The sequence below is a fragment of the Streptomyces sp. MMG1121 genome (assembly GCF_001280015.1).
In the GTDB taxonomy this organism is placed as follows: Bacteria; Actinomycetota; Actinomycetes; order Streptomycetales; family Streptomycetaceae; genus Streptomyces.
In genome coordinates, this window is the sequence record NZ_LGDV01000225.1 from 13,711 (window position 1) to 37,293 (window position 23,583).

General features: G+C 72.6%; 24 protein-coding genes and 1 pseudogene. 7 read left to right on the forward strand and 18 right to left on the reverse strand.

Going from position 1 to position 23,583, the window contains the following annotated elements:
* Nucleotides 1–64 precede the first annotated feature (64 nt).
* Nucleotides 65–964, reverse strand: a complete 900-nt coding sequence (locus ADK64_RS33045) for a LysR family transcriptional regulator (protein ID WP_053665166.1) — start codon at nt 962–964, stop codon at nt 65–67.
* A gap of 80 nt (nt 965–1,044) precedes the next feature.
* Here ADK64_RS33045 and ADK64_RS33050 point away from each other — a divergent pair, with 80 nt between their 5' ends.
* From ADK64_RS33050 to ADK64_RS33060, 3 genes are all read left to right on the forward strand, one after another.
* Nucleotides 1,045–1,713, forward strand: coding sequence for an MOSC domain-containing protein (locus ADK64_RS33050; RefSeq protein WP_053665167.1), 669 nt, complete (start codon nt 1,045–1,047; stop codon nt 1,711–1,713).
* An 85-nt stretch (nt 1,714–1,798) separates the two neighbouring features.
* Nucleotides 1,799–2,572: an SDR family NAD(P)-dependent oxidoreductase gene (locus ADK64_RS33055; protein ID WP_053665169.1), complete on the forward strand. Its 774-nt coding sequence runs from the start codon at nt 1,799–1,801 to the stop codon at nt 2,570–2,572.
* A gap of 111 nt (nt 2,573–2,683) precedes the next feature.
* A complete protein-coding gene (locus tag ADK64_RS33060) occupies nt 2,684–3,391 on the forward strand; it encodes an ester cyclase (protein ID WP_053665171.1) in 708 nt (235 codons plus the stop codon).
* 65 nt (nt 3,392–3,456) lie between these two features.
* Here the strand turns inward: ADK64_RS33060 and groL are convergent, their stop codons facing one another.
* The 4 genes from groL to ADK64_RS33080 form a co-directional block, all read right to left on the reverse strand.
* Nucleotides 3,457–5,085: a chaperonin GroEL gene (gene groL / locus ADK64_RS33065; protein WP_053665173.1), complete on the reverse strand. Its 1,629-nt coding sequence runs from the start codon at nt 5,083–5,085 to the stop codon at nt 3,457–3,459.
* A gap of 120 nt (nt 5,086–5,205) precedes the next feature.
* Nucleotides 5,206–5,514 (reverse strand): co-chaperone GroES, encoded by a 309-nt coding sequence (gene groES / locus ADK64_RS33070; RefSeq protein WP_020132158.1) that lies wholly within the window; start codon nt 5,512–5,514, stop codon nt 5,206–5,208.
* 229 nt (nt 5,515–5,743) lie between these two features.
* Entirely contained in the window at nt 5,744–6,631 is an 888-nt protein-coding gene (locus tag ADK64_RS33075; RefSeq protein WP_420713073.1) for a polysaccharide deacetylase family protein, read from the reverse strand.
* A complete protein-coding gene (locus tag ADK64_RS33080) occupies nt 6,628–7,566 on the reverse strand; it encodes a polysaccharide deacetylase family protein (RefSeq protein WP_078992997.1) in 939 nt (312 codons plus the stop codon). Before ADK64_RS33080 ends, ADK64_RS33075 begins: the two co-directional genes overlap by 4 nt.
* Nucleotides 7,567–7,656: 90 nt before the next feature.
* Here ADK64_RS33080 and ADK64_RS33085 point away from each other — a divergent pair, with 90 nt between their 5' ends.
* Nucleotides 7,657–8,820 carry a THUMP-like domain-containing protein gene (locus ADK64_RS33085; RefSeq protein ID WP_053665177.1) on the forward strand — a complete coding sequence of 388 codons (1,164 nt, stop codon included), beginning with the start codon at nt 7,657–7,659 and terminating at the stop codon, nt 8,818–8,820.
* Between the two features lie 30 nt (nt 8,821–8,850).
* On the opposite strand, the gene ADK64_RS33090 is transcribed toward ADK64_RS33085, so the two are convergent.
* The 4 genes from ADK64_RS33090 to ADK64_RS33105 all read right to left on the reverse strand — a co-directional run bounded on the left by ADK64_RS33090 (nt 8,851) and on the right by ADK64_RS33105 (nt 12,904).
* Entirely contained in the window at nt 8,851–10,137 is a 1,287-nt protein-coding gene (locus ADK64_RS33090) for an RNA polymerase sigma factor (protein WP_053665179.1), read from the reverse strand.
* Between the two features lie 43 nt (nt 10,138–10,180).
* Nucleotides 10,181–10,537: a YciI family protein gene (locus ADK64_RS33095; RefSeq protein ID WP_053665181.1), complete on the reverse strand. Its 357-nt coding sequence runs from the start codon at nt 10,535–10,537 to the stop codon at nt 10,181–10,183.
* Nucleotides 10,538–10,662: 125 nt separating this feature from the next.
* On the reverse strand, nt 10,663–11,673 hold the full coding sequence (locus tag ADK64_RS33100) for an LCP family protein (protein WP_078992996.1): 1,011 nt from the start codon (nt 11,671–11,673) through the stop codon (nt 10,663–10,665).
* Nucleotides 11,674–11,881: 208 nt separating this feature from the next.
* Nucleotides 11,882–12,904, reverse strand: a complete 1,023-nt coding sequence (locus tag ADK64_RS33105; protein WP_053665183.1) for a LacI family DNA-binding transcriptional regulator — start codon at nt 12,902–12,904, stop codon at nt 11,882–11,884.
* Between the two features lie 216 nt (nt 12,905–13,120).
* Here ADK64_RS33105 and ADK64_RS33110 point away from each other — a divergent pair.
* Nucleotides 13,121–14,832 (forward strand): annotated as a pseudogene (locus ADK64_RS33110) (glycoside hydrolase family 3 protein); the annotation flags it as partial.
* Between the two features lie 216 nt (nt 14,833–15,048).
* Nucleotides 15,049–15,321 carry a fibronectin type III-like domain-contianing protein gene (locus ADK64_RS47840; protein ID WP_234384802.1) on the forward strand — a complete coding sequence of 91 codons (273 nt, stop codon included), beginning with the start codon at nt 15,049–15,051 and terminating at the stop codon, nt 15,319–15,321.
* A gap of 203 nt (nt 15,322–15,524) precedes the next feature.
* On the opposite strand, the gene ADK64_RS33115 is transcribed toward ADK64_RS47840, so the two are convergent.
* The 4 genes from ADK64_RS33115 to tsaB are packed head-to-tail and all read right to left on the reverse strand — an operon-like array spanning nt 15,525 to nt 18,007.
* Complete coding sequence (locus ADK64_RS33115) at nt 15,525–15,782, reverse strand: hypothetical protein (protein WP_053665185.1); 258 nt, start codon at nt 15,780–15,782, stop codon at nt 15,525–15,527.
* A complete protein-coding gene (gene tsaD / locus ADK64_RS33120) occupies nt 15,779–16,873 on the reverse strand; it encodes a tRNA (adenosine(37)-N6)-threonylcarbamoyltransferase complex transferase subunit TsaD (RefSeq protein WP_053665187.1) in 1,095 nt (364 codons plus the stop codon). Before tsaD ends, ADK64_RS33115 begins: the two co-directional genes overlap by 4 nt.
* Nucleotides 16,866–17,333 (reverse strand): ribosomal protein S18-alanine N-acetyltransferase, encoded by a 468-nt coding sequence (gene rimI / locus ADK64_RS33125; RefSeq protein WP_053665212.1) that lies wholly within the window; start codon nt 17,331–17,333, stop codon nt 16,866–16,868. The genes tsaD and rimI overlap by 8 nt, the downstream gene beginning before the upstream one ends.
* 17 nt (nt 17,334–17,350) lie before the next feature.
* Nucleotides 17,351–18,007, reverse strand: a complete 657-nt coding sequence (tsaB, locus tag ADK64_RS33130; protein ID WP_053665189.1) for a tRNA (adenosine(37)-N6)-threonylcarbamoyltransferase complex dimerization subunit type 1 TsaB — start codon at nt 18,005–18,007, stop codon at nt 17,351–17,353.
* 111 nt (nt 18,008–18,118) lie between these two features.
* On the opposite strand from tsaB, the gene ADK64_RS33135 reads away from it, so the two are divergent.
* Nucleotides 18,119–18,679, forward strand: coding sequence for a hypothetical protein (locus tag ADK64_RS33135; protein WP_053665191.1), 561 nt, complete (start codon nt 18,119–18,121; stop codon nt 18,677–18,679).
* A 347-nt stretch (nt 18,680–19,026) separates the two neighbouring features.
* Here the strand turns inward: ADK64_RS33135 and tsaE are convergent, their stop codons facing one another.
* From tsaE to ADK64_RS33165, 5 genes are all read right to left on the reverse strand, one after another.
* A complete protein-coding gene (gene tsaE, locus ADK64_RS33145) occupies nt 19,027–19,548 on the reverse strand; it encodes a tRNA (adenosine(37)-N6)-threonylcarbamoyltransferase complex ATPase subunit type 1 TsaE (protein ID WP_053665195.1) in 522 nt (173 codons plus the stop codon).
* Entirely contained in the window at nt 19,505–20,773 is a 1,269-nt protein-coding gene (locus tag ADK64_RS33150; protein ID WP_053665198.1) for an alpha/beta fold hydrolase, read from the reverse strand. Before ADK64_RS33150 ends, tsaE begins: the two co-directional genes overlap by 44 nt.
* Nucleotides 20,774–20,848: 75 nt before the next feature.
* Nucleotides 20,849–22,018 (reverse strand): alanine racemase, encoded by a 1,170-nt coding sequence (gene alr, locus ADK64_RS33155; protein WP_053665200.1) that lies wholly within the window; start codon nt 22,016–22,018, stop codon nt 20,849–20,851.
* Nucleotides 22,019–22,064: 46 nt separating this feature from the next.
* The gene (locus tag ADK64_RS33160) at nt 22,065–22,994 is read right to left on the reverse strand and encodes a L,D-transpeptidase family protein (protein WP_053665202.1); all 930 of its coding nucleotides are present in this window, start codon (nt 22,992–22,994) and stop codon (nt 22,065–22,067) included.
* A gap of 81 nt (nt 22,995–23,075) precedes the next feature.
* Nucleotides 23,076–23,583: ADP-dependent NAD(P)H-hydrate dehydratase (locus ADK64_RS33165; protein ID WP_199829777.1), on the reverse strand; the 508-nt coding region annotated here is incomplete at its 5' end.

Here is a 23,583-nt window from a genome sequence, read left to right on the forward strand (position 1 = left end):
GGAACGTTTCTTCTATCACTCCCCCAGCGGGCACGCCACGCGTGCCCGCGCGTCTGCCGCGCGGCTACGCGCGCGTGGCCGCGCGGGCCAGTTGCTCCAGCGTGGCCGCCACGGCCGGCACCTGGGCCAGGTCGGGCAGGGTGAGGGCGACGATCTCGCGCCGCACCGCCGGTTCCAGCCGCACCGTGCGCACGCCCCTGGGCCGTACCGACTCCACCGCGAGCTGCGGCAGGACGGCCACCCCGAGGCCCGCGCCGACCAGGCCGACCACCGCCGGGTAGTCGTCGGTGGCGAAGTCGATGCGCGGAGTGAAGCCGGCCCCCTCGCACACCTCGACCAGCTGGCCCCGGCAGCGCGGGCAGCCCGCGATCCAGGGTTCCTGGGCCAGCTCACCGATGGCGACGCTCTCCGCGCGCGCGAGGCGGTGCCGCTCGGGCACCAGGGCGACCAGACGGTCCGTCAGCAGGGGCCGTACGACCAGGTCGTCCCAGTCCTCGGCGACCGCCGCCCCGCCGTAGCGGAAGGCCAGGGCCAGGTCGCAGTCGCCCTCGCGCAGCAGCTCGACGGACTTCGGGGGCTCGGCCTCCTCCAGAAAGACGCGGGTGCCGGGGTGGGCGGCGCGCAGGGCGGCCAGGGCGGTGGGGACCAGGGTGGAGCTGCCGCTCGGGAAGGAGACCAGCCGGACCCGGCCGGCGCGCAGACCCGCGATGGCGGCGACCTCCTCCTCGGCTGCGGTGAGTCCGGCGAGGATCCCGGAGGCATGCCTGACCAGGGCTTCGCCGGCCTGGGTCAGGCGCATCTCGCGGCCGTTGCGGACCAGCAGCGGGGTGCCGACCGAGGTCTCCAGTGCCTTCATCTGCTGGCTGACGGCGGGCTGGGTGCAGCCCAGTTCGCGCCCCGCCGCCGAGAAGGAACCGGTGGCGGCGACGGCGCGCAGGACACGGAGATGACGGGCCTCGATCACCCTCCGAGCATAAGGCCTGCTTGGACATCGCACCCAATACTGGCTCGACGCTTTGAGGCGGGCTCCCGTACCGTGCGCATATGAAGGTTCTCTCGGTCAATCTGGGCCGCCCTCAGCCGGCGCCGTACACGGATCAGGCGCAGGGTGTGACGGGCATCGACAAGAAGCCGGTCGACGGGCCGGTGCGGGTGACGGCGCCGGGCGCCAAGGGCGTCGGCGCGAGCGGGCTCGCCGGGGACTCCGTGTGCGATCTGCGCCATCACGGCGGGGACGACCAGGCGGTGTACGCCTACGCGCGCGAGGATCTCGACGGCTGGGAGCGCGAGATCGGTAAATCCTTGGCCAATGGTTGCTTCGGGGAGAACCTGACGACGGAGGGGCTCGACCTCTCCGGAGCGCTGATCGGCGAGCGCTGGCGGGTCGGTGCCGAGCTGGTCCTGGAGGTGACCTCGGGCCGGATTCCGTGCCGCACGTTCCAGGGCCATTTGGGCGAGCGCGGCTGGGTCAAGAGGTTCACTCAGAAGGCGGCCACGGGTGCCTACCTCCGGGTGATCGAACCGGGCGAGATCCGGTCGGGCGACCCGGTCGAGGTCGTGCACCGGCCGGAGCACGGGGTGACGGTGGCGATGCAGTTCCGCGCGGTGACCACCGAGCGGGACCTGCTGCCGGGGCTGCTCGTGGCGGGCGAGGCGCTGAACGCGGAGACGCTGGCGGCGGCGCGCAAGTACGAGGCGGCGCGGCAGGGCTGAGCGGTCGTCAGCCGGTCTCGGGCGGACTCTCGCGCGGGGCCCGGCGGCCGCGGACGCTGTCGGTCCGGGTCACTACCCTTGGGCCATGACAACGGCTCTGATTACGGGATCGACCGCGGGGATCGGTGCCGCGTTCGCGCGGCGGCTAGCGGCTGGCGGGCATGACCTCGTCCTGGTGGCCCGGGACGCCAAACGGCTGCACGAGCAGGCGACCGAACTGCACGACCGGCACGGCATCGAGGTGGAGGTGCTGACCGCCGACCTCGCCGAGGACAAGGGCATCGAGACGGTGGCCGACCGGCTCGGCGACCGGAAGAACCCGGTCGACCTGCTGATCAACAACGCCGGTTTCGGCAACAAGGGCCGCTATCTCGACGTGTCCATGGCCGACGAGCTGAGGATGCTCAAGGTGCACTGCGAGGCGGTGCTCCGGCTGACGTCGGCGGCGGCCGAGGCGATGCGCGAGCGGCACCGGGGCGGGATCGTCAACGTCGCGTCCGTGGCCGCCTTCGTGCCACGGGGTACCTACGGCGCCTCGAAGGCGTGGGTCGTGCAGTTCACGCAGGGCGCGGCCAAGGATCTGGCCGGCAGCGGGGTGCGCCTGATGGCCCTGTGCCCCGGCTTCGTGCGCACCGAGTTCCACGAGCGGGCCGGGATGGGCACGGACAACATCCCGGGCTGGATGTGGCTGGACGCCGACAAACTGGTCGCGGCGGCGCTGGCCGATCTGGCGCGCGGGAAGTCGCTGTCGATCCCCGACCCGCGCTACAAGGCGCTGATGGGTCTGGTGAAAGTGACGCCCCGCGGGCTGCTGGGCGGTGTCACCTCCCGGACGGGGCGCAGGTACGGGCCGCAGTAGCCCTGTGGACACAGCCGCGGCGGCCCTGTGGACAGAGTCGGGTGGCCCCGTCGCTCCGGTGCGAAAATGAGCGTGACGGAAACCGGGCAAGGGGGGCCGGGAGGCTGCGTCATGACCTTCGTACAGCTCATCGAGTGCAGGACGAGCCGGCTGGACGAGATGAACCGGCTGATGGACGACTGGGTCGCACAGACCAAGGGGAAGCGGACGGCGACTCACGCGCTGGTCGGCAAGGACCGCTCGGACGCGGAGCACATCGTGGAGGTCGTGGAGTTCCCGTCGTACGAGGAGGCGATGCGGAACTCGAATCTCCCGGAGACCGACACGGTCTTCCAGGGGATCCTCGCCCTGTGCGACGAGATGCCGACGTTCACGGACCTGGACGTCGTGCGGGACGAGCGGCTGGCCGAGGAGACCGTGCGGCGGTTCCTGGCGGCGCTGACGACGCCGGGCGAGCTGCCGCCGCTCAACGACCTGCTGGACGAGGACATCCACAGCCACGATCCGATCAACCCGCAGGACACCCTCGGGCTGGACAACGCCCGCGCCGAGTACCGGATGTGGCGCGAGGCCTTCGACTTCAGCTTCACGATCGAGGACGTGCTCACCCAGGGCGACCGGGCCTGTGCGCGGTGGACCTGGAACGCCACGCACAAGGGCGACTTCCTGGGGATCGCGCCCACCGGGCGGCAGGTCGCCATGACCGGGACGACGATGTTCCGGTTCGGCGCAGACGGCAAGATCGCCGAGCTCTGGTGGCAGGACGACGCGCTGGGTCTGATGCAACAGCTGGGCGCGCTGGACGAGTTGGAACAGTAGCCGGACAGGGCGAAGGCCCGGCCCCCCCTCGCGGGGTGCCGGGCCTTCACTCGAGAGCGTCAGGCTCAGTGGGAGTGGCCGTGGCTGTGGCCGTGGCCCGCGTCGGCCGGCTCCTCTTCCTTCTTCTCGACGACCAGGGTCTCGGTCGTGAGCAGCAGGGAGGCGATGGAGGCGGCGTTCTCCAGGGCGGAGCGGGTGACCTTGACCGGGTCGATGACACCGGCCTTCACCAGGTCGCCGTACTCGCCGGTGGCGGCGTTGTAGCCCTGCCCCTTCTCCAGGTCCTTGACCTTGGAGACGATGACGTAGCCCTCCTGGCCGGCGTTCTCGCCGATCCAGCGCAGCGGCTCGACCACGGCGTTGCGGACGACCGAGACACCGGTGGCCTCGTCGCCGGTCTTGCCGAGGTTGCCCTCGAGGACCTTGGAGGCGTGCACCAGGGCGGAGCCACCACCGGAGACGATGCCCTCCTCGACCGCGGCGCGGGTCGCGGAGATGGCGTCCTCCAGACGGTGCTTCTTCTCCTTCAGCTCCACCTCGGTGGCGGCGCCGACCTTGATCACGCACACGCCGCCGGCCAGCTTCGCGAGGCGCTCCTGGAGCTTCTCGCGGTCCCAGTCGGAGTCCGTGTTCTCGATCTCGGCCTTGATCTGCGCGATACGGCCCTGGACGGCGGCGGAGTCGCCGGCACCGTCGACGATCGTGGTGTCGTCCTTGGTGACCGTGATGCGGCGGGCGGAGCCCAGCACGTCCAGACCGGCCTGGTCGAGCTTGAGGCCGACCTCCTCGGAGATGACCGTGGCGCCGGTGAGGACCGCCATGTCCTCCAGCATCGCCTTGCGGCGGTCGCCGAAGCCGGGGGCCTTGACCGCGACCGCGTTGAAGGTGCCGCGGATCTTGTTGACGACCAGGGTCGACAGGGCCTCGCCCTCGACGTCCTCGGCGATGATCAGCAGCGGCTTGGAGGCGCCCGCCTGGATGACCTTCTCCAGCAGCGGCAGCAGGTCCTGGATGGAGGAGATCTTGCCCTGGTTGATGAGGATGTACGGGTCCTCGAGGACGGCCTCCATGCGCTCCTGGTCCGTCACGAAGTACGGCGACAGGTAGCCCTTGTCGAAGGCCATGCCCTCGGTGAAGTCCAGCTCCAGACCGAAGGTGTTGGACTCCTCGACGGTGATGACACCGTCCTTGCCGACCTTGTCCATCGCCTCGGCGATCAGCTCGCCGACCTGCTGGTCCTGGGCGGACAGCGCGGCGACGGCGGCGATGTCGGACTTCTCGTCGATCGGGCGGGCCGTGGCGAGCAGGTCCTCGGAGATGGCCTTGACGGCGGCGTCGATGCCCTTCTTCAGGGAGGCCGGGGAGGCGCCGGCGGCGACGTTCTTCAGGCCCTCGCGCACCAGCGCCTGGGCGAGCACGGTGGCGGTGGTGGTGCCGTCACCCGCGATGTCGTTGGTCTTGGTCGCCACCTCCTTCACCAGCTGCGCGCCGAGGTTCTCGTACGGGTCCTCGATCTCGACCTCGCGGGCGATCGTGACACCGTCGTTGGTGATGGTGGGGGCGCCGAACTTCTTGTCGATGACGACGTTGCGGCCCTTGGGGCCGATCGTCACCTTCACCGTGTCGGCCAGCTTGTTGACGCCGCGCTCGAGGGCGCGACGGGCGTCCTCGTCGAACTTCAGGATCTTCGCCATGACAGCGGGAGCCCTCTCGAAATCTGTGGGTGAAAAAAAACGCTGCGCCCCGGACGCCCGGCTTCTTATCGGTCGCGGGGGCCAGGGGCGCAGCTCAGGAGCAAGGGTTGCTCGAGGTGATTACTTCTCGATGATCGCGAGCACGTCGCGAGCCGAGAGGACGAGGTACTCCTCGCCGTTGTACTTCACCTCGGTGCCGCCGTACTTGCTGTACAGGACGACGTCGCCGACCTTGACGTCGAGCGGAAGGCGCTCGCCGTTCTCGAAACGGCCCGGGCCCACGGCGAGGACGGCGCCCTCCTGGGGCTTCTCCTTCGCGGTGTCCGGAATGACCAGGCCAGAGGCGGTGGTCTGCTCGGCGTCGAGCGGCTGGACCACGATGCGGTCCTCGAGCGGCTTGATGGCAACCTTGGAGCTGGTGGTCGTCACGATCCGACCTCCCCCTTCGGAGATCTCACGGGGTTAACTGTCTGAGGTGGCGACCAGGTGGATCCGTCGTCGCGGGTGCCGGACCTGCCCGTCGCGTATTGGCACTCTCCAGTGGGGAGTGCCAGAGCCGAGACTATGACCGCGATTAGCACTCGGTCAAGCGGAGTGCCAATGCCGTGCGGCGCGTCGGCCTGGTTCGGGTGCGCGCAGCCGCCGGACGGGCGGCAACTCAGTTCAGGTAATCCTCGAGCCGCCCGACCGTCAGCCCCCGCTGCTGGGCTCTGCGCAGGACGTGGATCGTGCGCTCCCGCAGCGTCGGACCCGTCGTCTCGTCCGGGCCGACCAGGACGATGTCACCGGGGCGGAGGCGGTGTTCGCCGCGGGTGTAGACCAGGTCGGTCGGGGTCATGGCGGCGCGCCACAGGACGATCGCGGAGATGCCGCAGTCGGTGGCCGCGCGCAGGGTGGTGGTGTCGTAGGCGCCGTAGGGCGGGCGGAAGAGGCGGGGGCGCAGGCCCAGGCGGGACTTGAGGCGGTTCTGCTGGCCGCAGATCTCGGCACGCTGGCCGGCGTACGGCAGTCCGGCCAGCGCGCGGTGGTCGACGGTGTGGTTCTCGATGCCGGCGCCCAGCTCGCGCAGGCGGGCGAAGTGGTCGTAGCGGGGGCCGACGACGCTGTCGGTGAGGAACATGCTGACCGGCAGCCGCAGTTCGCGGACCATGTCGACGAAGCGGGGGTCCTTGTCGGAGCCGTCGTCGTAGGTGAGGAAGACGACCGGGTCGCGGGTGGGGACGTGGTCCATGACGCGGGGCAGGAAGCGGCCCGCGCTCTGCGGGGTGAGGGCCAGGGAGCGGGCGGTCGGCCGGGGTGGGCGGGCCAGGGGCTCGGTCAGGCCCCAGTGACGGTAGCTCTGGTCCGGGGCGGGGCCGTGCGGGGCACGCGGGCGGCGCACGCCCTCGGCGGCCTTCCTGCCGAGGCGTTCGATCGGGTCGACGGACTGCGCGCAGCCCGCGAGGAGGAGGGCCGAGGCGAGGAGCGCGGCCAGGGCCCGCCGCGGGCGCCGCCCGGGGCCGGCCCGCCCCGCGTGCCCCGCCCCCGGGCTCCCCCCGCGCGTCACAGGTAGTCCTCCAGGCGGGCCACGGCGTAGCCCTCGCTCGTGACCTTGTTCAGGAAGCGGCGCATGTCGTCGACCATCGTGCCGTTCCAGTCGGAGCGGCCGCGGAAGTGGGTGAGGACGATGTCGCCGCGGCGCATCTTCTGGTCGTCCTCGCGGTACTCCCAGTGGTCGACGTAGACCTCCTCGTTCCAGATCGGCGCGTACTTGATGCCGCAGGCCTTGGCGGCGCGCAGGCCGTCCTGGTTGTAGTTGCCGTACGGGAAGCGCATGACGGTGGGCGCCTTGCCGAACTGCTTCTTCATGATCTTCTGCATGCCGCAGATCTCGTCCTTCTGCTGCTCGTAGGACAGGCCCGGCATGTAGGGGTGGTGCAGGGTGTGGTTGTTGAGGGTGTGGCCCTGCGACTGCATGGTGCGGAAGTAGCCGTAGTCGTCCTCGACCAGGTAGTTGCTGAGGAAGGCGGTGTACGGGATCTTCAGGTCCCGCATCATGCGCAGGAAGTCGGGGTCCTTGTCCGAGCCGTCGTCGATCGTGAGGAAGACGATCTTCTTGTCGGTGGGGATCGTGGTGAAGACCGGGGGCAGGTCCCAGTCCTCCTGATGGTTCACCTCGAAGCCGGGCCGGGCGGTGATCTCCGGTTTCCTCGTGGGTGGCCGCGGGGGCGTCAGCGGGACCTGGTCCAGTCCCCAGTGCCTGGCGGCGGCGACCAGGCGGGCGCGGGCGGCGGCCCGACGGGCCTGCGGGCTCAGGTCCTGGCCGGGGTCGCCCCGGCCCGGGTCGCCCCGGTCGGGTGCGGGGCGGGTCTCGGTGGGGCCGGCACAGCCGGAGAGGACGGCGGCGCAGGCCAGTGCGGCGGCTCCGCAGCCGAAGGCCACGCGTCCGGCACGGGACCGGCCACGCGCCCGGTTTTTTTCATTTTGTCCTACTGTGCGCATGGTGTCGGATCCTTCCAGTCCCCGGCCCGGATCCCCGGCCGACACCGCTGCCGGAAGCGCACCGTCCACCGACTGGCCCACAATGACCCGGTGAACGACCTCGCTCTCCTGCTCACCCCCGAAGGCCGTGCCCTCCTCGACGAGGTCCGCGACACCGCCCCGGCGGACGAACTCGCCGTCGCCACCCGGCTGCGCCGCGACCATCCGGCCGAACTGGTGTCGGCCGCGCTCGGCCAGGCCCGGCTGCGGCAGCGCGCGGCGGCCAAGTTCGGGGCGGCGGACGCGGGGCGGATGTTCTTCACTCCGAACGGGGTCGAGCAGTCGACGCGGACCAGCGTGGCCGCCTACCGCGCCGAGCGCCTGACGGAGCTGGGCGTGGCCTCCGTCGCCGACCTGTGCTGCGGGATCGGCGGGGACGCCATCGCGCTGGCCCGGGCCGGGATCCGGGTGCTCGCCGTGGACCGGGATCCGGCGACGGCGGCCGTGGCCCGGGCGAACGCCGACGCGCTGGGGCTCGACGGGCTGATCGAGGTGCGCGAGGCCGATGTCACGGAGGTGGACACCACCGGGTACGACGCGGTCTTCGTGGACCCGGCGCGCAGAGGAGGACGCGGGAGGATCTTCGATCCCGAGGCGTACTCGCCGCCCCTGTCCTGGGCGGTCCAGGCCGCCCGTACGGCACCCCGCGCGGCCCTGAAGATCGCCCCGGGCGTCCCGCACGAGGCGGTCCCCGCCGAGGCCGAGGCCGAGTGGATCTCCGACGGCGGCGACGTGAAGGAGGCGGTGCTGTGGTTCGGGACCGGCGCGCCGGGCGCCGTACGGGCCACCCTGCTGCCCGGCCCGCGCACGCTGCTCGGCCGGGGGCTGCCCGATCCCGGGGTCCGGCCGGTGGGGCGGTACCTGTACGAGCCCGACGGCGCCGTGATCCGCGCGCATCTGGTCGCGGAGGTGGCCGACCAGCTGAACGGCGGACTGATCGACCCCACCATCGCCTACGTCACCGCGGACGAACGGCACCCGACCCCGTACGCCACCGCCTACGAGATCACCGATCAACTCCCCTTCAACGTCAAGAAGTTGAAGGCCCTGCTGCGGGAGCGGGAGGTCGGCACACTGACCGTGAAGAAGCGCGGGTCGGCGGTCGAGCCGGAGGAACTGCGCCGCAAGGTCAAGCCGCAGGGGCCGAACGCGGCGACGGTGTTCCTGACCCGGGTGGCCGGGGCACCCACCATGCTCGTCGGCGGGCCCGCCTGAGGCTTGGCCGGCCCGCCCGAGAGCCGCGGCCTACGGCGCCGTCCCGGCGGCCCGGCGCAGCAGCAGCTCCCGCTCCTTGTCGTTGCGGGCCAGTGCGGCCGCCCGGGCGAACTCCTCGCGGGCCTCGGCGGTGCGCCCGAGCCGGGCCAGCAGATCGCCGCGGACGCTGGGCAGCAGGTGGTAGTCGCGCAGGGCGGGCTCGGCGGCCAGCGCGTCCACCAGCCGCAGCCCCTCGGCCGGGCCGTCGGCCATCGACACGGCGACCGCGCGGTTCAGTTCGACCACCGGGGACGGGGCCCGGGCCGCGAGCAGGCCGTACAGGGTGGCGATGGCGCGCCAGTCGGTGTCCTCGTAGCGGTACGCGTGCGCGTGGCACGCGGCGATGGCCGCCTGGAGGGCGTAGGGGCCGGGGGCGCCGGTCGCCGTGGCGCCGGCACGGTCGAGGGCCCGGATGCCGCGCGCGAGAAGCAGCCGGTTCCAGCGGCGGCGGTTCTGGTGCTCCAGGAGGACGGGGGTGCCGTCGGGGGCGGTGCGGGCGGCGGCCCGGGACTCCTGGAACTCCAGCAGTGCGGTCAGGGCGTGCACCTCCGGCTCCTTGGGCATCAGCGCGGACAGCACGCGCGCGAGGCGCAGCGCGTCCTCGCACAGACCGGGGCGCAGCAGGTCGTCGCCGGTGGTCGCCGCGTACCCCTCGTTGAAGATCAGGTAGATGACGTCCAGCACCGAGCCGAGCCGGGCCTCGCGGTCGGGGCCGTACGGCACCTCGAAGGCCACGTTCCTCGTGGCGAGGGTCCGCTTCGCGCGGACGACGCGCTGGGCGATCGTCGGCTCCGGGACGAGGTAGGCGCGGGCGATCTCTGCCGTGGTCAGGCCGCCGAGGAGACGCAGGGTGAGCGCGGTGCGGGCCGGTGGGGACAGTGCCGGGTGGCAGGTGGTGAAGACGAGCCGGAGCAGGTCGTCGTCGATGTCGTCCGGGTCGGCCGGCTCCTCGGGCCAGGCCGTGGTCTCCAGGTCCCGCCCGATCTCGGCGAGCTTGCGGGCGTAGGTCTCGCGGCGCCGGATCAGGTCGACGGCGCGGTGCCGGGCGGTGGCCATGAGCCAGGCGCCGGGGTTGTCGGGCACGCCGTCGCGGGACCACCGCTCCAGGGCTGCGACCAGCGCGTCCTGCGTCAGCTCCTCGGCGATGCCGACGTCCCGGACGATCCGGGCGACGCCGGCGACGACACGGGGCGACTCCAGCCGGAAGACGGTCTCGATCGCGTGCGCCGTCGCGGAGTGCGGCGGGCCGGGCCGTGCCGCGGTGGGCTGTGCTTCCACAGCTCACCATGCAACACCCCCGGACGGCGCAGCGCCAGCGAACTCAGCCCTCGGCGATCTCCCGCACCTCACAGGTCACCGTCCAGAAGTCCTCGTGGACCTGGAGGAACCGCTTGGCCCACTCCAGGGCCTCGGCCTTGTCCTTGCACTGCATGAGCGCGTAGCCGCCGACGACCTCCTTGGTCTCGGTGAACGGCCCGTCGGTGACGGAGATCTTGCCGCCCTCCCAGCGCACCCGGGTGCCCTGGGCGGTGGGGGTGAGCCCGGCGGTGTCGAGCATCACGCCCGCCTTGGTGACCTCCTCGATCAGCTCGCCCATCCGTCGCATCAGTTCCTCGCTGGGGCCCTCGGCGGGCATGGACGACTCGTCGATGCGCACGAGCGACAGGTAGCGGGGCATGGTGACTCCTCAGGTCAAGGTGGCGGGGTCTGTCCCCGTCACTCATCCATGCGTCGAACGGCAGGAGCCGGGATCGACACGCCCCCGGAAATTTTTTTTCCGCGCCGTTCTTCCCCGCGTTCCTCTCAGCGCAGGGACGCCCACAGCTCGCTCGCCGCCGGCTCCTTCGCGATCACCCGGTTGGGATCGGAGGGGGCGGTGACGACCGGCATCATCACCGTCCTCACCCGGTCGGCCGTCAGGCCCTTCAGGCTCTGGCCGAGCCGCGTCAGCTCGCCCAGCGAGTCCAGACCGGTGTCGGTGGTCAGGCTCGCGGTGACCGCGTCGGCGACCCGGTACAGCCTGGCCGGGTCGGTGAGCAGACTGGTGCCGGCCATCTGCTCCAGCAGGGCCTTCACCAGCTTCTGCTGCAGCCCTATCCGGCCCAGATCGCTGCCGTCGCCTATGCCGTGCCGGGTGCGGGCGAGGGCCAGGGCCTGTGTGCCGTCGAGGCGGTGGGTGCCGGCGCTCAGGTTCAGATGGCTCTTGTCGTCGTGGATGTCCTGGTCGGTGGTGACGGTGACCCCGCCGAGCGCGTCCACCAGCCTGGCGAAGCCGGAGAAGTCGATCTCGACGAAGTGGTCCATACGGACGCCGGTGATCGACTCGACCGTCTTCACGGCACACACCGGCCCGCCCACCGAGTACGCGCTGTTGAACATCGAGCCGTACGCCACCGCCGTCGACCCCCCGGAGGACAGCGGGCAGGACGGGCGGGTGACCAGGGTGTCGCGCGGGATGCTGACCACGGTGGCCTTCGTACGGCCCGCGTCGACGTGTACGACCATCGCCGTGTCCGAGCGGGCGCCGGAGCTGTCACCGCCGCCCAGCTTCTGGTCGGCCTTGCTGCCGCGCGAGTCCGAGCCGAGGACCAGGATGTTCAGCGAGCCGGTCGGCAGCGGGGCGGCGGAAGCGGTGCCGGACGGGGTGATCATCGCCTTGGGGGGCCGGTCGTCGCCGAGCGCGCCGTCGATGTCGACGCTTTTGATGTTGTGGTTCAGATGCCAGTACGCCCAGCCCCCGGCGGCCGCGCCCAGCGCCAGGACGCCCGCCAGCGTCAGACCGACGATCCTCAGCGCCCCCGACCGCCGGCCCACCCGTCTGCCCGCGTCGCCCTGCTCCTCGTGTCGCGTCACGGGCAGGAACGTAAGTCCGAATTATTAGGGGACTGTTAGCGGAAGCGGCCGGAGTCGGCTTTCTTCGGAAATTCTCATCCCGCGTCACCATCGAGACCCGGGATGTTCGAAAGTTTCGACCAAAGTGCCGATTGACTTCAGAGAAGAGTGGGGGCGCCCGCCCCGCCCGTCACGGCGCCGCCGTGCTGCTGCGCACCACCAGACTGGTCGCCAGCTCCACCCGGGTCGCCGCCCGCTCCTCCCGCTCGCGCCCCAGCTCCAGCACCAGCCGGGCCGCCGCCTCGGCCATCTCGGTCAGCGGCTGCCGTACGGTCGTCAGCGGCGGGCCCACCCAGCGGGCCACCGGCAGATCGTCGAAGCCGACCACACTGAGGTCCTCCGGGATGCGCAGGCCCAGTTCACGGGCAGCCTCGTACAGGCCGAGCGCCTGGAGGTCGTTGCCCGCGAAGACGGCGGTGGGCCGGTCGGGGCGGCCGAGCAGCTCCAGGCCGAGACGGTAGCCGGCGTCGTGGTGGAAGTCGCCGCCCACGATCAGCGAGGGGTCGACGGGCAGGCCGGCCGTCTCCAGCGCGGCCCGGTAGCCGTCGACCCGGGCGCGGCTGCACATCATCCGGGACGGGCCGCTGATCGCGCCGATCCGGGTGTGGCCGAGTTCGACCAGGTGGCGGGTGGCGGCCAGGCCGCCCTGCCAGTTGGTCGCGCCGATGGAGGGCACGTCCGGGCCCGGGTCGCCGGCCGGGTCCATCACCACGAACGGGATGGACCGGCTGGTCAGCAGCGCCCGCTGGGACTCGTCGAGCCCGGACAGCACCAGCACCACCCCGTGCGGCCGGCGCGCGGCGACCTGGTCGGCCCAGGTACGGCCCGGGGTGAGGCGGCCCGCCGACTCGGAGAGCACGACGCTCAGCCCGGCGTCCCGGGCCACGTTCTCCACGCCCCGGATGACCTCCATCGCCCAGGCGCTCTCCAGCTCGTGGAAGACCAGGTCGATCAGCGGGGAGCGGGACGCCTCGGCGCGCCGGCGCCGGTAGCCGTAGGCGCGCAGCAGTTCCTCGACACGGGTGCGGGTGGCCGGGGCGACATCGGCGCGGCCGTTGAGGACCTTCGAAACAGTCGGAGCGGACACCCCGGCCTCACGGGCGATTTCGGCGAGGGTCGCCGTCTGGGTTTCTGTGGGCTTCGAAGGTTTCATGCCCGCGATCGTATCCCCGCAGCACCTCTTGACGAAGGCCCGTGTGCGCCATAGTTCCCGGAACATTCGAGATTAATGCCGAAACATTCGTGAGCGCGACGGGAGTCCCATGACCATCGCTCCTTGGCACGACCCCGCCCTGCCCGCCGACGCCCGCGTGGCCGACCTGCTCTCCCGGATGCCCCTGGAGGAGAAGGCCGCCCAGCTGTACGGCGTGTGGGTGGGCGCCGCCACGGACGGCGACGGGGTCGCGCCCCTGCAGCGCGAGATGACCGCCGACTACGACTGGGACGAACTGATCGCCCTCGGCCTCGGCCAGCTGACCCGCTCCTTCGGCACCGCCCCGGTGGAGCCGGCCCTCGCCGCACAGGCCCTCGCCCGGGCCCAGCGCCGGACCACGGCGGCCGGCCCTTCGGCATTCCCGCCGTCGCGCACGAGGAGTGCCTGGCCGGGTTCACCGCTTGGCGCGCGACGGCCTACCCGGTGCCGCTCGCCTCGGGCGCGGCCTTCGACCCGGCGCTGGTCGAGGAGATGGGCCGGCGCATCGGCCACGACCTGCGGGCCTGCGGCGTCCACCAGGGTCTCGCCCCCGTCCTGGACGTCGTCCGCGACCCGCGCTGGGGACGGGTCGAGGAGACGATCGGCGAGGACCCGTACCTGGTCGGCACCATCGGCACGACCTACGTACGCAGGCTGGAGCCAGCCGGGGTCGTGGCCACGCTCAAGCACTTCGCCGGGTACGCGTCCTCGGCCGGCGCGCGGAACCTGGCTCCGGTCCGGGCGGGCGTAAGGGAGTTCGCGGACATCACCCTCCCCCCTTCGAGATGGCGCTGCGCGAGGACGGGGCCCGCTCGGTGATGGCGGCCTACACCGAGACGGACGGCGTGCCCGCCTCCGCCGACCCGGGTCTGCTGACCGGTCTGCTGCGCGAGGAGTGGGGCTTCACCGGCACGGTGGTCGCCGACTATTTCGGCATCGGCTTCCTGCAGACGCTGCACCAGGTCGCGGCGGACGAGGCGGAGGCGGCCGAGCCGGCGCTGGCGGCGGGCATCGACGTCGAGCTGCCGACCCTGAAGTGCTACGGCACCCCGCTCGTGACCGCCGTGCGCGAGGGCCGCGTACCTCAGTGGCTGGTGGACCGCGCGGCCCGCCGGGTGCTGACGCAGAAGTGCGAGCTGGGGCTGCTGGACGAGGACTGGCCGGCGGAGCCGGAGGGGACGGCCGACCTGGACTCGGCCCACAACCGCGCCCTGGCCCGGCAGCAGACCGTCGGAGTGGTCCTGCTGGACCACTCCGACGGTCTGCTGCCGCTCGGCCCGGACACCCGGATCGCGGTCGTGGGCCCGCGTGCGGCGGACGCGCTCGCCATGCTCGGCTGCTACTCCTTCCCCTCGCACGTCCTCACCCACCATCCCGAGCCGCCGCCGGGCATCGAGATCCCGACGCTCCTTGAGTCCCTGCGTGCCGAACTCCCGGACGCCAAGGTCACGTTCGCCGAGGGCTGCGGGGTCGACGGCCCCGGCACCGGGGGCTTCGCGGAGGCGGTGGGCCGGGCGGCCGAGGCGGACGTGTGCGTGGCGGTGCTCGGCGACCGGGCGGGCCTGTTCGGCCGGGGCACCTCCGGGGAGGGCTGCGACGTCGCCGATCTCCGACTCCCCGGCGTCCAGACCGAGTTGCTGGACACACTGGTGGCGACGGGCGTCCCGGTGGTGCTGGTCCTCCTCACCGGCCGGCCGTACGCCCTGGGACGCTGGCGGGGCAGGCTCGGCGCGGTGGTGCAGGCCTTCTTCCCGGGCGAGGAGGGCGGTCCGGCGGTGGCCGGGGTGCTGTCCGGCCGGGTGAACCCCTCCGGCCGGCTCCCGGTGAGGGTGCCCCGCCTGCCCGGCGGCCAGCCCTGGACCTATCTCCAGCCCCCGCTGGGCCTGGCCGCCGACGTCAGCAGCCTGGATCCGACCCCGCTGTACCCGTTCGGGCACGGCCGCTCGTACACGACGTTCGCATGGGAGGACCTCGAGGACACCGACGGCCCCGAGGCCGAGATCGCGACGGACGGCTCGTACGACCTCTCGCTCACCGTCCGCAACACCGGGGACCGGGCGGGCGCCGAGGTCGTCCAGCTGTATCTGCACGACCCGGTGGCGAGCGTGCCCCGGCCCGACGTACGCCTGATCGGCTACCGCCGGCTGGAGCTGGCCCCCGGCGCGTCGCGCCGGCTGACCTTCCGCTTCCACGCGGACCTGTCGTCCTTCACGGACCGCACGGGAGCGAGGGTGGTGGAACCGGGCGCGCTGGAGCTGCGGGTGGCCGCGTCGAGCACGGACGTACGGCACCGGGCCCGGCTCCGGCTGACCGGGCCGTTGCGGGTGGTGGGGGCGGAACGGCGGCTGCACTGCGAGGTCCTGGAGGAGGCACGCTGAGCGGCCCCGGCCACAACGGCGAAACCCGTCCCGGATGTCCGGGACGGGTTTCGTGTGGAGCGCCGGGCAGGCCTTGCACCTGCATTTCCCCGCAGGAAGCGGGGCGTCTTTCCTTGGACCACCAACGCACTGCGTCCGGGCCGTTGTTCCGGCCGTTCGCTGTGTGATGATCATAGCGCACTGCGGCCGGGCCCGCCAAACCCTCAGCCGTCGGCCACCGACTCGAACCGCCAGCGGTGTACGGCCCGGGTCACCAACTCCCCGTCCGGCTCGGGCAGCTCGGGCAGTTCGGCGTCGTACGAGGCGGCCCACCACGTGATGACCAGCACCCGGTCCTGCGGCGCGCGGAGCACCTCCCGCCGCAAGGGCTCGGCGGCGAGCGGCTGTTCGCGCACCCAGGCGAGCAGCTCCTCGCCCCGGCCCGCGGCGGCCCGGGCCTCCCACATCAGCGCGACCGTCACGAGTACAGGTTCTCCTTGCTGACCTCGTGCACATGGTCGTGGCCGGGCACGTGCGGGTCGGTCACCGGCAGGGAGGAGTCGGCCGACAGGTCCCAGCTGGACGCGGCCCGGTTGCGGGCGACCATCTCGGCGCCCAGCGCGGCCACCATGGCGCCGTTGTCCGTGCACAGCTTGGGGCGCGGGACGCGCAGCCGGATGCCGGCCGCCTCGCAGCGCTCCTGGGCGAGAACGCGCAGCCGGGAGTTGGCCGCGACACCGCCGCCGATCATCAGGTGGTCGACGCCCTCGTCCTTGCAGGCCCGGACGGCCTTGCGGGTGAGGACGTCGACGACGGCCTCCTGGAAGGAGGCGGCCACGTCACGGACCGGGACCTCCTCGCCGGCCGCGCGCCTGGCCTCGATCCAGCGGGCCACGGACGTCTTCAGGCCGGAGAAGGAGAAGTCGTAGGCGGGGTCGCGCGGGCCGGTCAGGCCGCGCGGGAAGGCGATCGCCTTCGCGTCGCCCTCGCGCGCGTACCGGTCGATGACCGGGCCGCCGGGGAAGCCCAGGTTCAGCACGCGGGCGATCTTGTCGAAGGCCTCGCCGGCCGCGTCGTCGATGGTCGAGCCCATCGGCCGCACGTCGGAGGTGATGTCCGAGGACAGCAGCAGGGACGAGTGGCCGCCGCTGACCAGCAGGGCCATCGTCGGCTCGGGCAGCGGGCCGTGCTCCAGCTGGTCGACGCAGATGTGGGAGGCGAGGTGGTTGACGCCGTACAGGGGCTTGCCGAGGGCGTAGGCGTACGCCTTGGCCGCCGAGACGCCGACGAGCAGCGCGCCCGCGAGACCGGGGCCCGCGGTCACCGCGATGCCGTCGAGGTCCTTCGCGCAGACGCCCGCCTCCTTCAGCGCGCGGTCGATGGTGGGGACCATCGCCTCCAGGTGCGCACGGGACGCCACCTCCGGGACGACACCGCCGAACCGGGCGTGCTCGTCGACGCTGGAGGCGATGGCGTCCGCCAGCAGGGTGGTGCCGCGGACGATGCCGACGCCGGTCTCGTCGCAGGAGGTCTCGATGCCGAGAACGAGTGGCTCGTCGCGTGAGTCAGCCATGGTTCTTCTCTTCGGTCGCTTGGTTGGTGATCAGGCGCATGACCAGGGCGTCCACATTGCCCGGCTGGTAGTAGCCCCGTCTGAAGCCGATGGGTTCGAAGCCGAAACGCTCGTAGAGCCTCTGGGCGCTGACGTTGTCCACCCGGCACTCCAGCAGCACCTCGTGGCACTCGAAGTCGGTGGCCGCGCGCAGCAGCTCGGTCAGCAGCCGCCCGCCGAGGCCGGTGCCCTGGTGATCGCGGGCCACGGCGATGGTCTGTACATCGGCCTGGTCGCCGGAGGAGACGAGGCCGGCGTACCCGACGATCCGGCCCTCCTCCTCGGCGGTCAGATAGCGCCGGGTCGCCTCGGCACCCCGGGCGTGGGCCAGCTCGGACCAGAACATGCCCCGGGACCAGGCGTCCTCGGGGAACAGGTCCTTCTCCAGCACCAGGATCTGGTCGATGTCCCACCAGCGCATCTCGCGCAGTCGCACGGTCACTTCGGTGTGACCACCTTGTAGTTCTTGGGGACCTGGGCGTCCGGGCGGCGCAGATACAGCGGCCGGGGGGCCGGCAGTTCCTCGCCGGCGGCGAGCCGCTCCACGGCGAGGGAGGCGAGGGCGGCGGCGGAGACGTGCTCGGGCTCGTGGGCGCTCGGGAACGTGTCCGGGTAGAGCAGCGCGCCGGCGCCGACCGCGGGCAGACCCGCGACCCGCTCGGCGATGTCGGCCGGCCGGTCCACGGCCGGGCCGGTGAGCCGGGTGCGGGAGTCGGCGTACGTCGCCCAGTAGACCTCCTTGCGCCGGGCGTCGGTCGCCACGACGAAGGGACCCTTCTCGATGTCGGCGGCGTAGGCGAGGCCGTCCAGCGTGCACACGCCGTGCACCGGGACGCCGAGCGCCAGGCCGAAGGTGTCGGCGGTCATCAGACCGACGCGCAGACCGGTGTAGGGACCGGGTCCGATGCCGACGGCGATCGCGGTGACCGCCTCCAGCTTCAGCCCGGCTTCGGCGAGCACCCAGTCGACGGCCGGCAGCAGCAGCTCTCCGTGCCGGCGCGCGTCCACCTGGCTCGACGAGGCGATGACGCCGGTCCCGTCGTGCAGCGCGACGGTGACGGCGGGGGTGGCGGTATCCAGAGCGAGCAAGAGCACGCGAACAGCCTACGGCGCCCGAGCCCCGGGCAGCGCCGTCCGGGTCGGACGGTCACCGGCTGCTACGGTCTGTACGAAGTACGACATATCGCACTAGACAGAGGTGGGCACGTGGCAGGGACGAGCTCGGGAATCGTGGCCGGCCTCACCGCGGTGGCCGTCGGCGCCGTCGGCTTCCTCGCCTACCAGGCCCAGGCCACCGCGCCGGCGAGCCCGGCCGGCCGGCCCGGAGCGAGCGCGTCGCCCTCGGTCACCGCCAGCAAGGCACCCCGGGACCGCCGCCACCCGACGGCCCTGCCGAGCGACTCCGGCGCGGGCGAACGGGTCGTGTACTCCCTGGACGACGACCGGGTCTGGCTGGTCGACCACCCGTACGGGGTGGTGCGCACCTTCATGGTGACCCCGGGCACCATCGACCCGCTGCCCGGCACGTACTGGGTCACCTCCCGCTCCAGCGCGATCACCGGCACCGACGGCGCACCCATCGAGCACGTCGTGCGGTTCGCCAGCGCCGACGGGCTGGCGATCGGCTTCAGCGCGGCGGTGGGGGCTGCCGCGCAGGCTCCGGCCGATCCGAACATGAGGACCGGCGGCATCCGGGAGAACCGGGTGGACGGCGAGGAGATGTGGAAGTTCGCGACGATCGGGGTGAAGGTCGTCGTGATCCGTTAGGCGGCGGGTCGCTCCGCGGGGTGCCGCGACGGGCCGTCGTTCGCCCGCGGCTCCGTAGCGGCCGCTCGCGCGCACGCGGCGGCAGCCGTGTGTTCAGCACGGTCCCGCACCGCTTCGGGGCGCTCCTCGACCCTCGGCGGTCTCGAGATCGCGTCCGCTGCCGCGCACGACGCCAAGAGGTCGCGCATGGAGACCCCGGTGGGGGTGGTTGCGGTCATGGACGCCTCCTGACGTGCGGGGGGCGGGCGTAGTTAGGTACACCTAACTACGGGCTGGGTACCATGGGACCACGCCCGGGACGTCCTGCGCAATATCTTGCCGACGGACTGTCGGAATCCTCCTGCCGGTCAGGCGGAGAGCGTCTCCAGCCCGGCCTCGGACCAGCGCCCGCCCAGCCCGGTCAGCGTCACGTGCCGCACCTCGTCGGTGGTGTCGCCGACGGCCCGGTGGATGACGACCTGGAGCCGGTCCTCGGTCAGCTCCTCGACCTTGCCCTCGCCCCACTCCACGACGATCACGGAGTCGCTCAGCGAGACGTCCAGGTCCAGGTCCTCCATCTCGTCCAGACCGCCGCCGAGCCGGTAGGCGTCGACGTGGACCAGGGGCGGGCCGTCGCCGAGGGAGGGGTGCACCCGGGCGATCACGAAGGTCGGCGAGGTGACCGCGCCGCGCACGCCCAGGCCCTCGCCGAGCCCGCGGGTCAGCGTGGTCTTGCCCGCGCCGAGCTCCCCGCTGAGCATCACCAGGTCACCCGCGCGCAGCAGCTTGGCCAGGCGGCGGCCCAGCTCCCGCATCTGCTCGGGCGAGGTGATCGTCAGCCGGGTCTCAGCCGGGCTGTGCGGTGCTGCTGGTGCTGCCGGTCGTTCCATAGCCACTTACGGTAGCCCCTGCCGGCACCGCGCCCGCGCGGGTGAGCAGGTCGGCGAGACGGTCGGTGACCACTTCCGGGTGCTCCAGCATCACCAGGTGCCCGGCGTCCGGCACGAGCACCAGCTCGGCCTCCGGCAGCAGATCGCCGATGACCTCGCTGTGCTCGCTGGGCGTGACCAGGTCCCGCACCCCGGCCAGCACCAGCACGGGCATGTCCCGGAAGCAGACGAGGGCCTCGGTCTTGTCGTGGTCGGTGAAGGCCGGGTAGAACTCGGCGACCACGTCGATCGGCGTGGACTCGATCATCCGCTCCGCGAACCGCTCGACGGCCGGGTCGACGTCCCGGGTCGCGAACGAGTAGCGCTTGATGATCCCGGCGAACAGATCGGCGGTGGCCCGCCGGCCCTTCTCGACCAGCTCCGCCTGCTGTCCCAGCGCCTTGAGCACGCCCGGCAGGATCCGGCGCACCGCGTTCACACCGGCCAGGGGCAGCCCGAAGTTGACCTCGCCGAGCCGCCCCGAGGACGTGCCGACGAAGGCGGTGGCGACGACCCGGTCCCGGATCAGCTCCGGGTGCCGGGCGGCCAGGGCCATCACGGTCATCCCGCCCATCGAGTGCCCGACCAGCACGATCGGCCCCTCGGGCGCGGCGGCGTCGAGCACGGCCTTCAGATCGCCGCCGAGCTGGTCGATGGTGACCGGCACCCGGTCCCGGGTCTGGGCCACGCCCCGCCCGGAGCGTCCATGGCTGCGCTGGTCCCAGTGCACGGTCCGTACGACCCCGCGCAGGGCCGCGCGCTGGAAGTGCCAGGCGTCCTGGTTGAGGCAGTAGCCGTGGCTGAAGACGACGGTGACCGGGGCGGGCGCCTTGCGGCCGAAGAGCCGGCGCCGGCGCGGGGAGACGTTCGGCCCCGGATCCGGCTCGACCTCGTCGACCTCGTAGTACAGCTCGGTGCCGTCCTCGGCGTACGCCTTGCCCGCGGTGCCGCGCAGGGTGCCGTAGGGCCCCGCGGAGTCCAGGGCCAGCCGGGCCTTGCGGCGCATCCCGCGCCCCACCGTCATCCGCTCCACGGCCACCCCGGCCGCCGCGCCCGCGGCGAGGACGCCTATCGCGGCGCCGGCGATGCCGGTCGCCCGGCGCCAGCCGCCGGCCGCCCCCGCGGCGGAGGCCGCGGCCGCCGAGGCGACGACGTCCGCCACGGCCTCCGCGCTGCTCTCGCTCACGTACCGCTCCTCTTCGCCGTCCCGCAGTTCGCCGACGTCACCGTGCCGCTCCCAAAGCGGCGACCCGATGACCGGTCACCCGTTTTCTTCCTCGTTCACATAGACGCGGGGAACCCGGGTTCCGATGCGCGTGACGATTTCGTATGCGATCGTGCCGCAGGCCTGCGCCCAGTCCTCGGCGGTGGGCTCGCCGCGGTCACCGGGCCCGAACAGCACGGCCTCGCTGCCCACCGGCGGCTCGTCCCCGCCGAGGTCCACCACGAACTGGTCCATGGCGACCCGCCCGGCGACCGTACGCCACTTGCCGTCGACCAGCACGGGGCCGCTGCCGGAGGCATGCCGGGGGATGCCGTCCGCGTAGCCGACCGGGACGAGACCGAGGGTGGTCTCGCCGGGCGTGACGTAGTGGTGGCCGTAGCTGACACCGTGGCCGCCGGGGACGTGCTTGACCAGCGCCAGCGAGGCGCTGAGCGTCATCACCGGACGCAGGCCGAAGTCGGCCGGAGTGCCCAGCTCCGGGCTGGGCGAGATGCCGTAGACGGCGATACCGGTGCGGACCAGGTCGAAGTGGGTCTCGGGCAGGGTGAGCGTGGCGGGCGAGTTGGCGAGGTGCCGCACCTCGGGGCGCACGCCCTGGCCCTCGGCGTACGCGAGCATCTCCCGGAAGCGGTCGAGCTGGGCGGCGATGGACGGATGTCCGGGCTCGTCGGCGCAGGCGAAGTGCGACCACAGTCCGGTGACCCGGACGAGCCCCTCGGCCTCGGCGCGCAGGGCCGCGCCGACCAGCTCGGTCCAGTCCGGGCCGGGCTGGCAGCCGTTGCGCCCGAGCCCGGTGTCCGCCTTGAGCTGCACGCGCGCGGTGCGCCCCGCCTCGCGGGCCGCCGCGACGACCTCCCGCAGCGCCCACATCCCGCTCACCGACACGTCGATGTCGGCCTCGATCGCCTGCCGCCAGGGCCCGCCGGGCACCCACAGCCAGCACAGCATCCGGCCCGGCAGTCCGGCCGCGCGCAGCGCGAGGGCCTCCTCGGGCGTGGCCGTGCCGAGCCAGTCGGCCCCCGCCGCGAGGGCCGCGCGGGCGCACGGCACCGCGCCGTGGCCGTACCCGTCGGACTTGACGACGGCCATCAGGGCCGCGCCCGACGTCCGGGCGCGCAGGGTCCGCACATTGGCGCGCAGGGCACCCAGATCGATCTCGGCACGGGCGCGCAGGGGGGCGGTCGGCACAGTTGCTGTCTCACTCATGGCGCCCCCAGTCTCTCAGAGGGCCCCGCGGGCCCCGGTCACAGTCTCAGGTACCGGGCCGGCGCCCCCACACGTAGACGTGGTCGCCCTTCCTCAGCACGCCCCACAGCGTGCGCGCGTCGCCCAGCTTCAGATTGACACAGCCCCAGGAGCCGACGGTGGTGTAGATGCTGCCGTAGACGGCGTGGAAGGCCTCGCCGCCGTCGAAGAACTGGGCATAGGGCATGGGCTGGTTGTACAGGGTCGACACGTGGTTCTTGTGCCGCCAGTAGACGGTGTGCCAGCCCTTGCGGGTGACGTGCCCCTTGCGCCCGCTGCGCATCGGCACCGGTCCGAACTCCACCTCGGAGCCCTGCTGTACCCAGGTGAGCTGCCGGTTCAGATCGACACAGGCGACCCGGTACGAACGCACCGGGCACTTCCCGTCCGCGTTGGGGTCCTTCCGGGCCGAGACCAGCATCATGGTCGACCAGGTGACGGGCCCGGCGAAGCCGATCGCGGGCTTGATCCCGTACGTGAGCTGGAAGGCGCGGATGGCCCTGCAGTCGGCGGCGGACTGTCTGCCGTCCGCCTTCAGCTTCAGCCACCGCTCCACCTGCCGCTGATACGGCCCGGTCTGCTTGCTGCACGGCACCTTGCCGACGGCGTCGGAGAGCGGCACGTACTCGATGAGGTCGTACGCCCCCTCCGACGCCTTCCCCGGCTCGATGGAGTCCTCGCGGGGGGTCGGCGTGTAGACCGTCGGCGCCAACACCTGGTCGGGCGTGTCGATCTGCCACTGCTGACCGGGGGCGGGGGCCTCACCGGGGACGAGTTCCGGTTCGGTGCGGGGGATGGAGGGTACGGGAGTGCTCTTGACGGTCCTCGCCGACCGCGGGGCCGCGGCGGCGGCCGTACCCGTCCCGACCGCCGGCAGGGCGGTCACGGTGGCGAGCAGCACCGCGACGCCCCGGGACGCCCTTCGTCTGCTGATCATGCGATCAGCCAAACGCGCGGTCCCGCTGGATCGGTGATGCCGCGCGGGCGGGGTCACCCGAGGGGTGGACCCGGGTACGGCCTACCGAGCCGGGTGGGCAGGTGCGTGGACGTCCCGCCAGGCCGACGGCAGCCTCGCGGCGATGTCGTGCGCCCCGATCGGCGCCCCCCGTGCCGCGAACCTCCCGGCCAGCCCGTGCAGATACGCGGCCGCACTGCCCGCGTCCAGCGCCGTGAGCCCCGCCGCCAGCAGCGACCCGGCGAGCCCCGACAGCACGTCCCCGCTGCCCGCCGTGGCCAGCCAGGACGTCCCCGTGGCGTTCACCCGCGCCGCCCCACCCGCGGCGTCGGCCACCAGCGTCGTGGACCCCTTGAGCAGCACGGTCGCCCGGTACACCGCCGCCAGCTCCCGCACCGCCGCCAGCCGGGCCCCCTCTACCTCCTCGCGCCGTACTCCCAGCAGGGCGGCCGCCTCCCCGGCATGAGGGGTCATCAGCGTCGGTGCCGTACGCCCGCGCACCGCGTCCCGTTCGGCCAGCCGCAGCCCGTCCGCGTCGAGCAGCACCGGCCCGTCGAGGCCGAGCACCTCG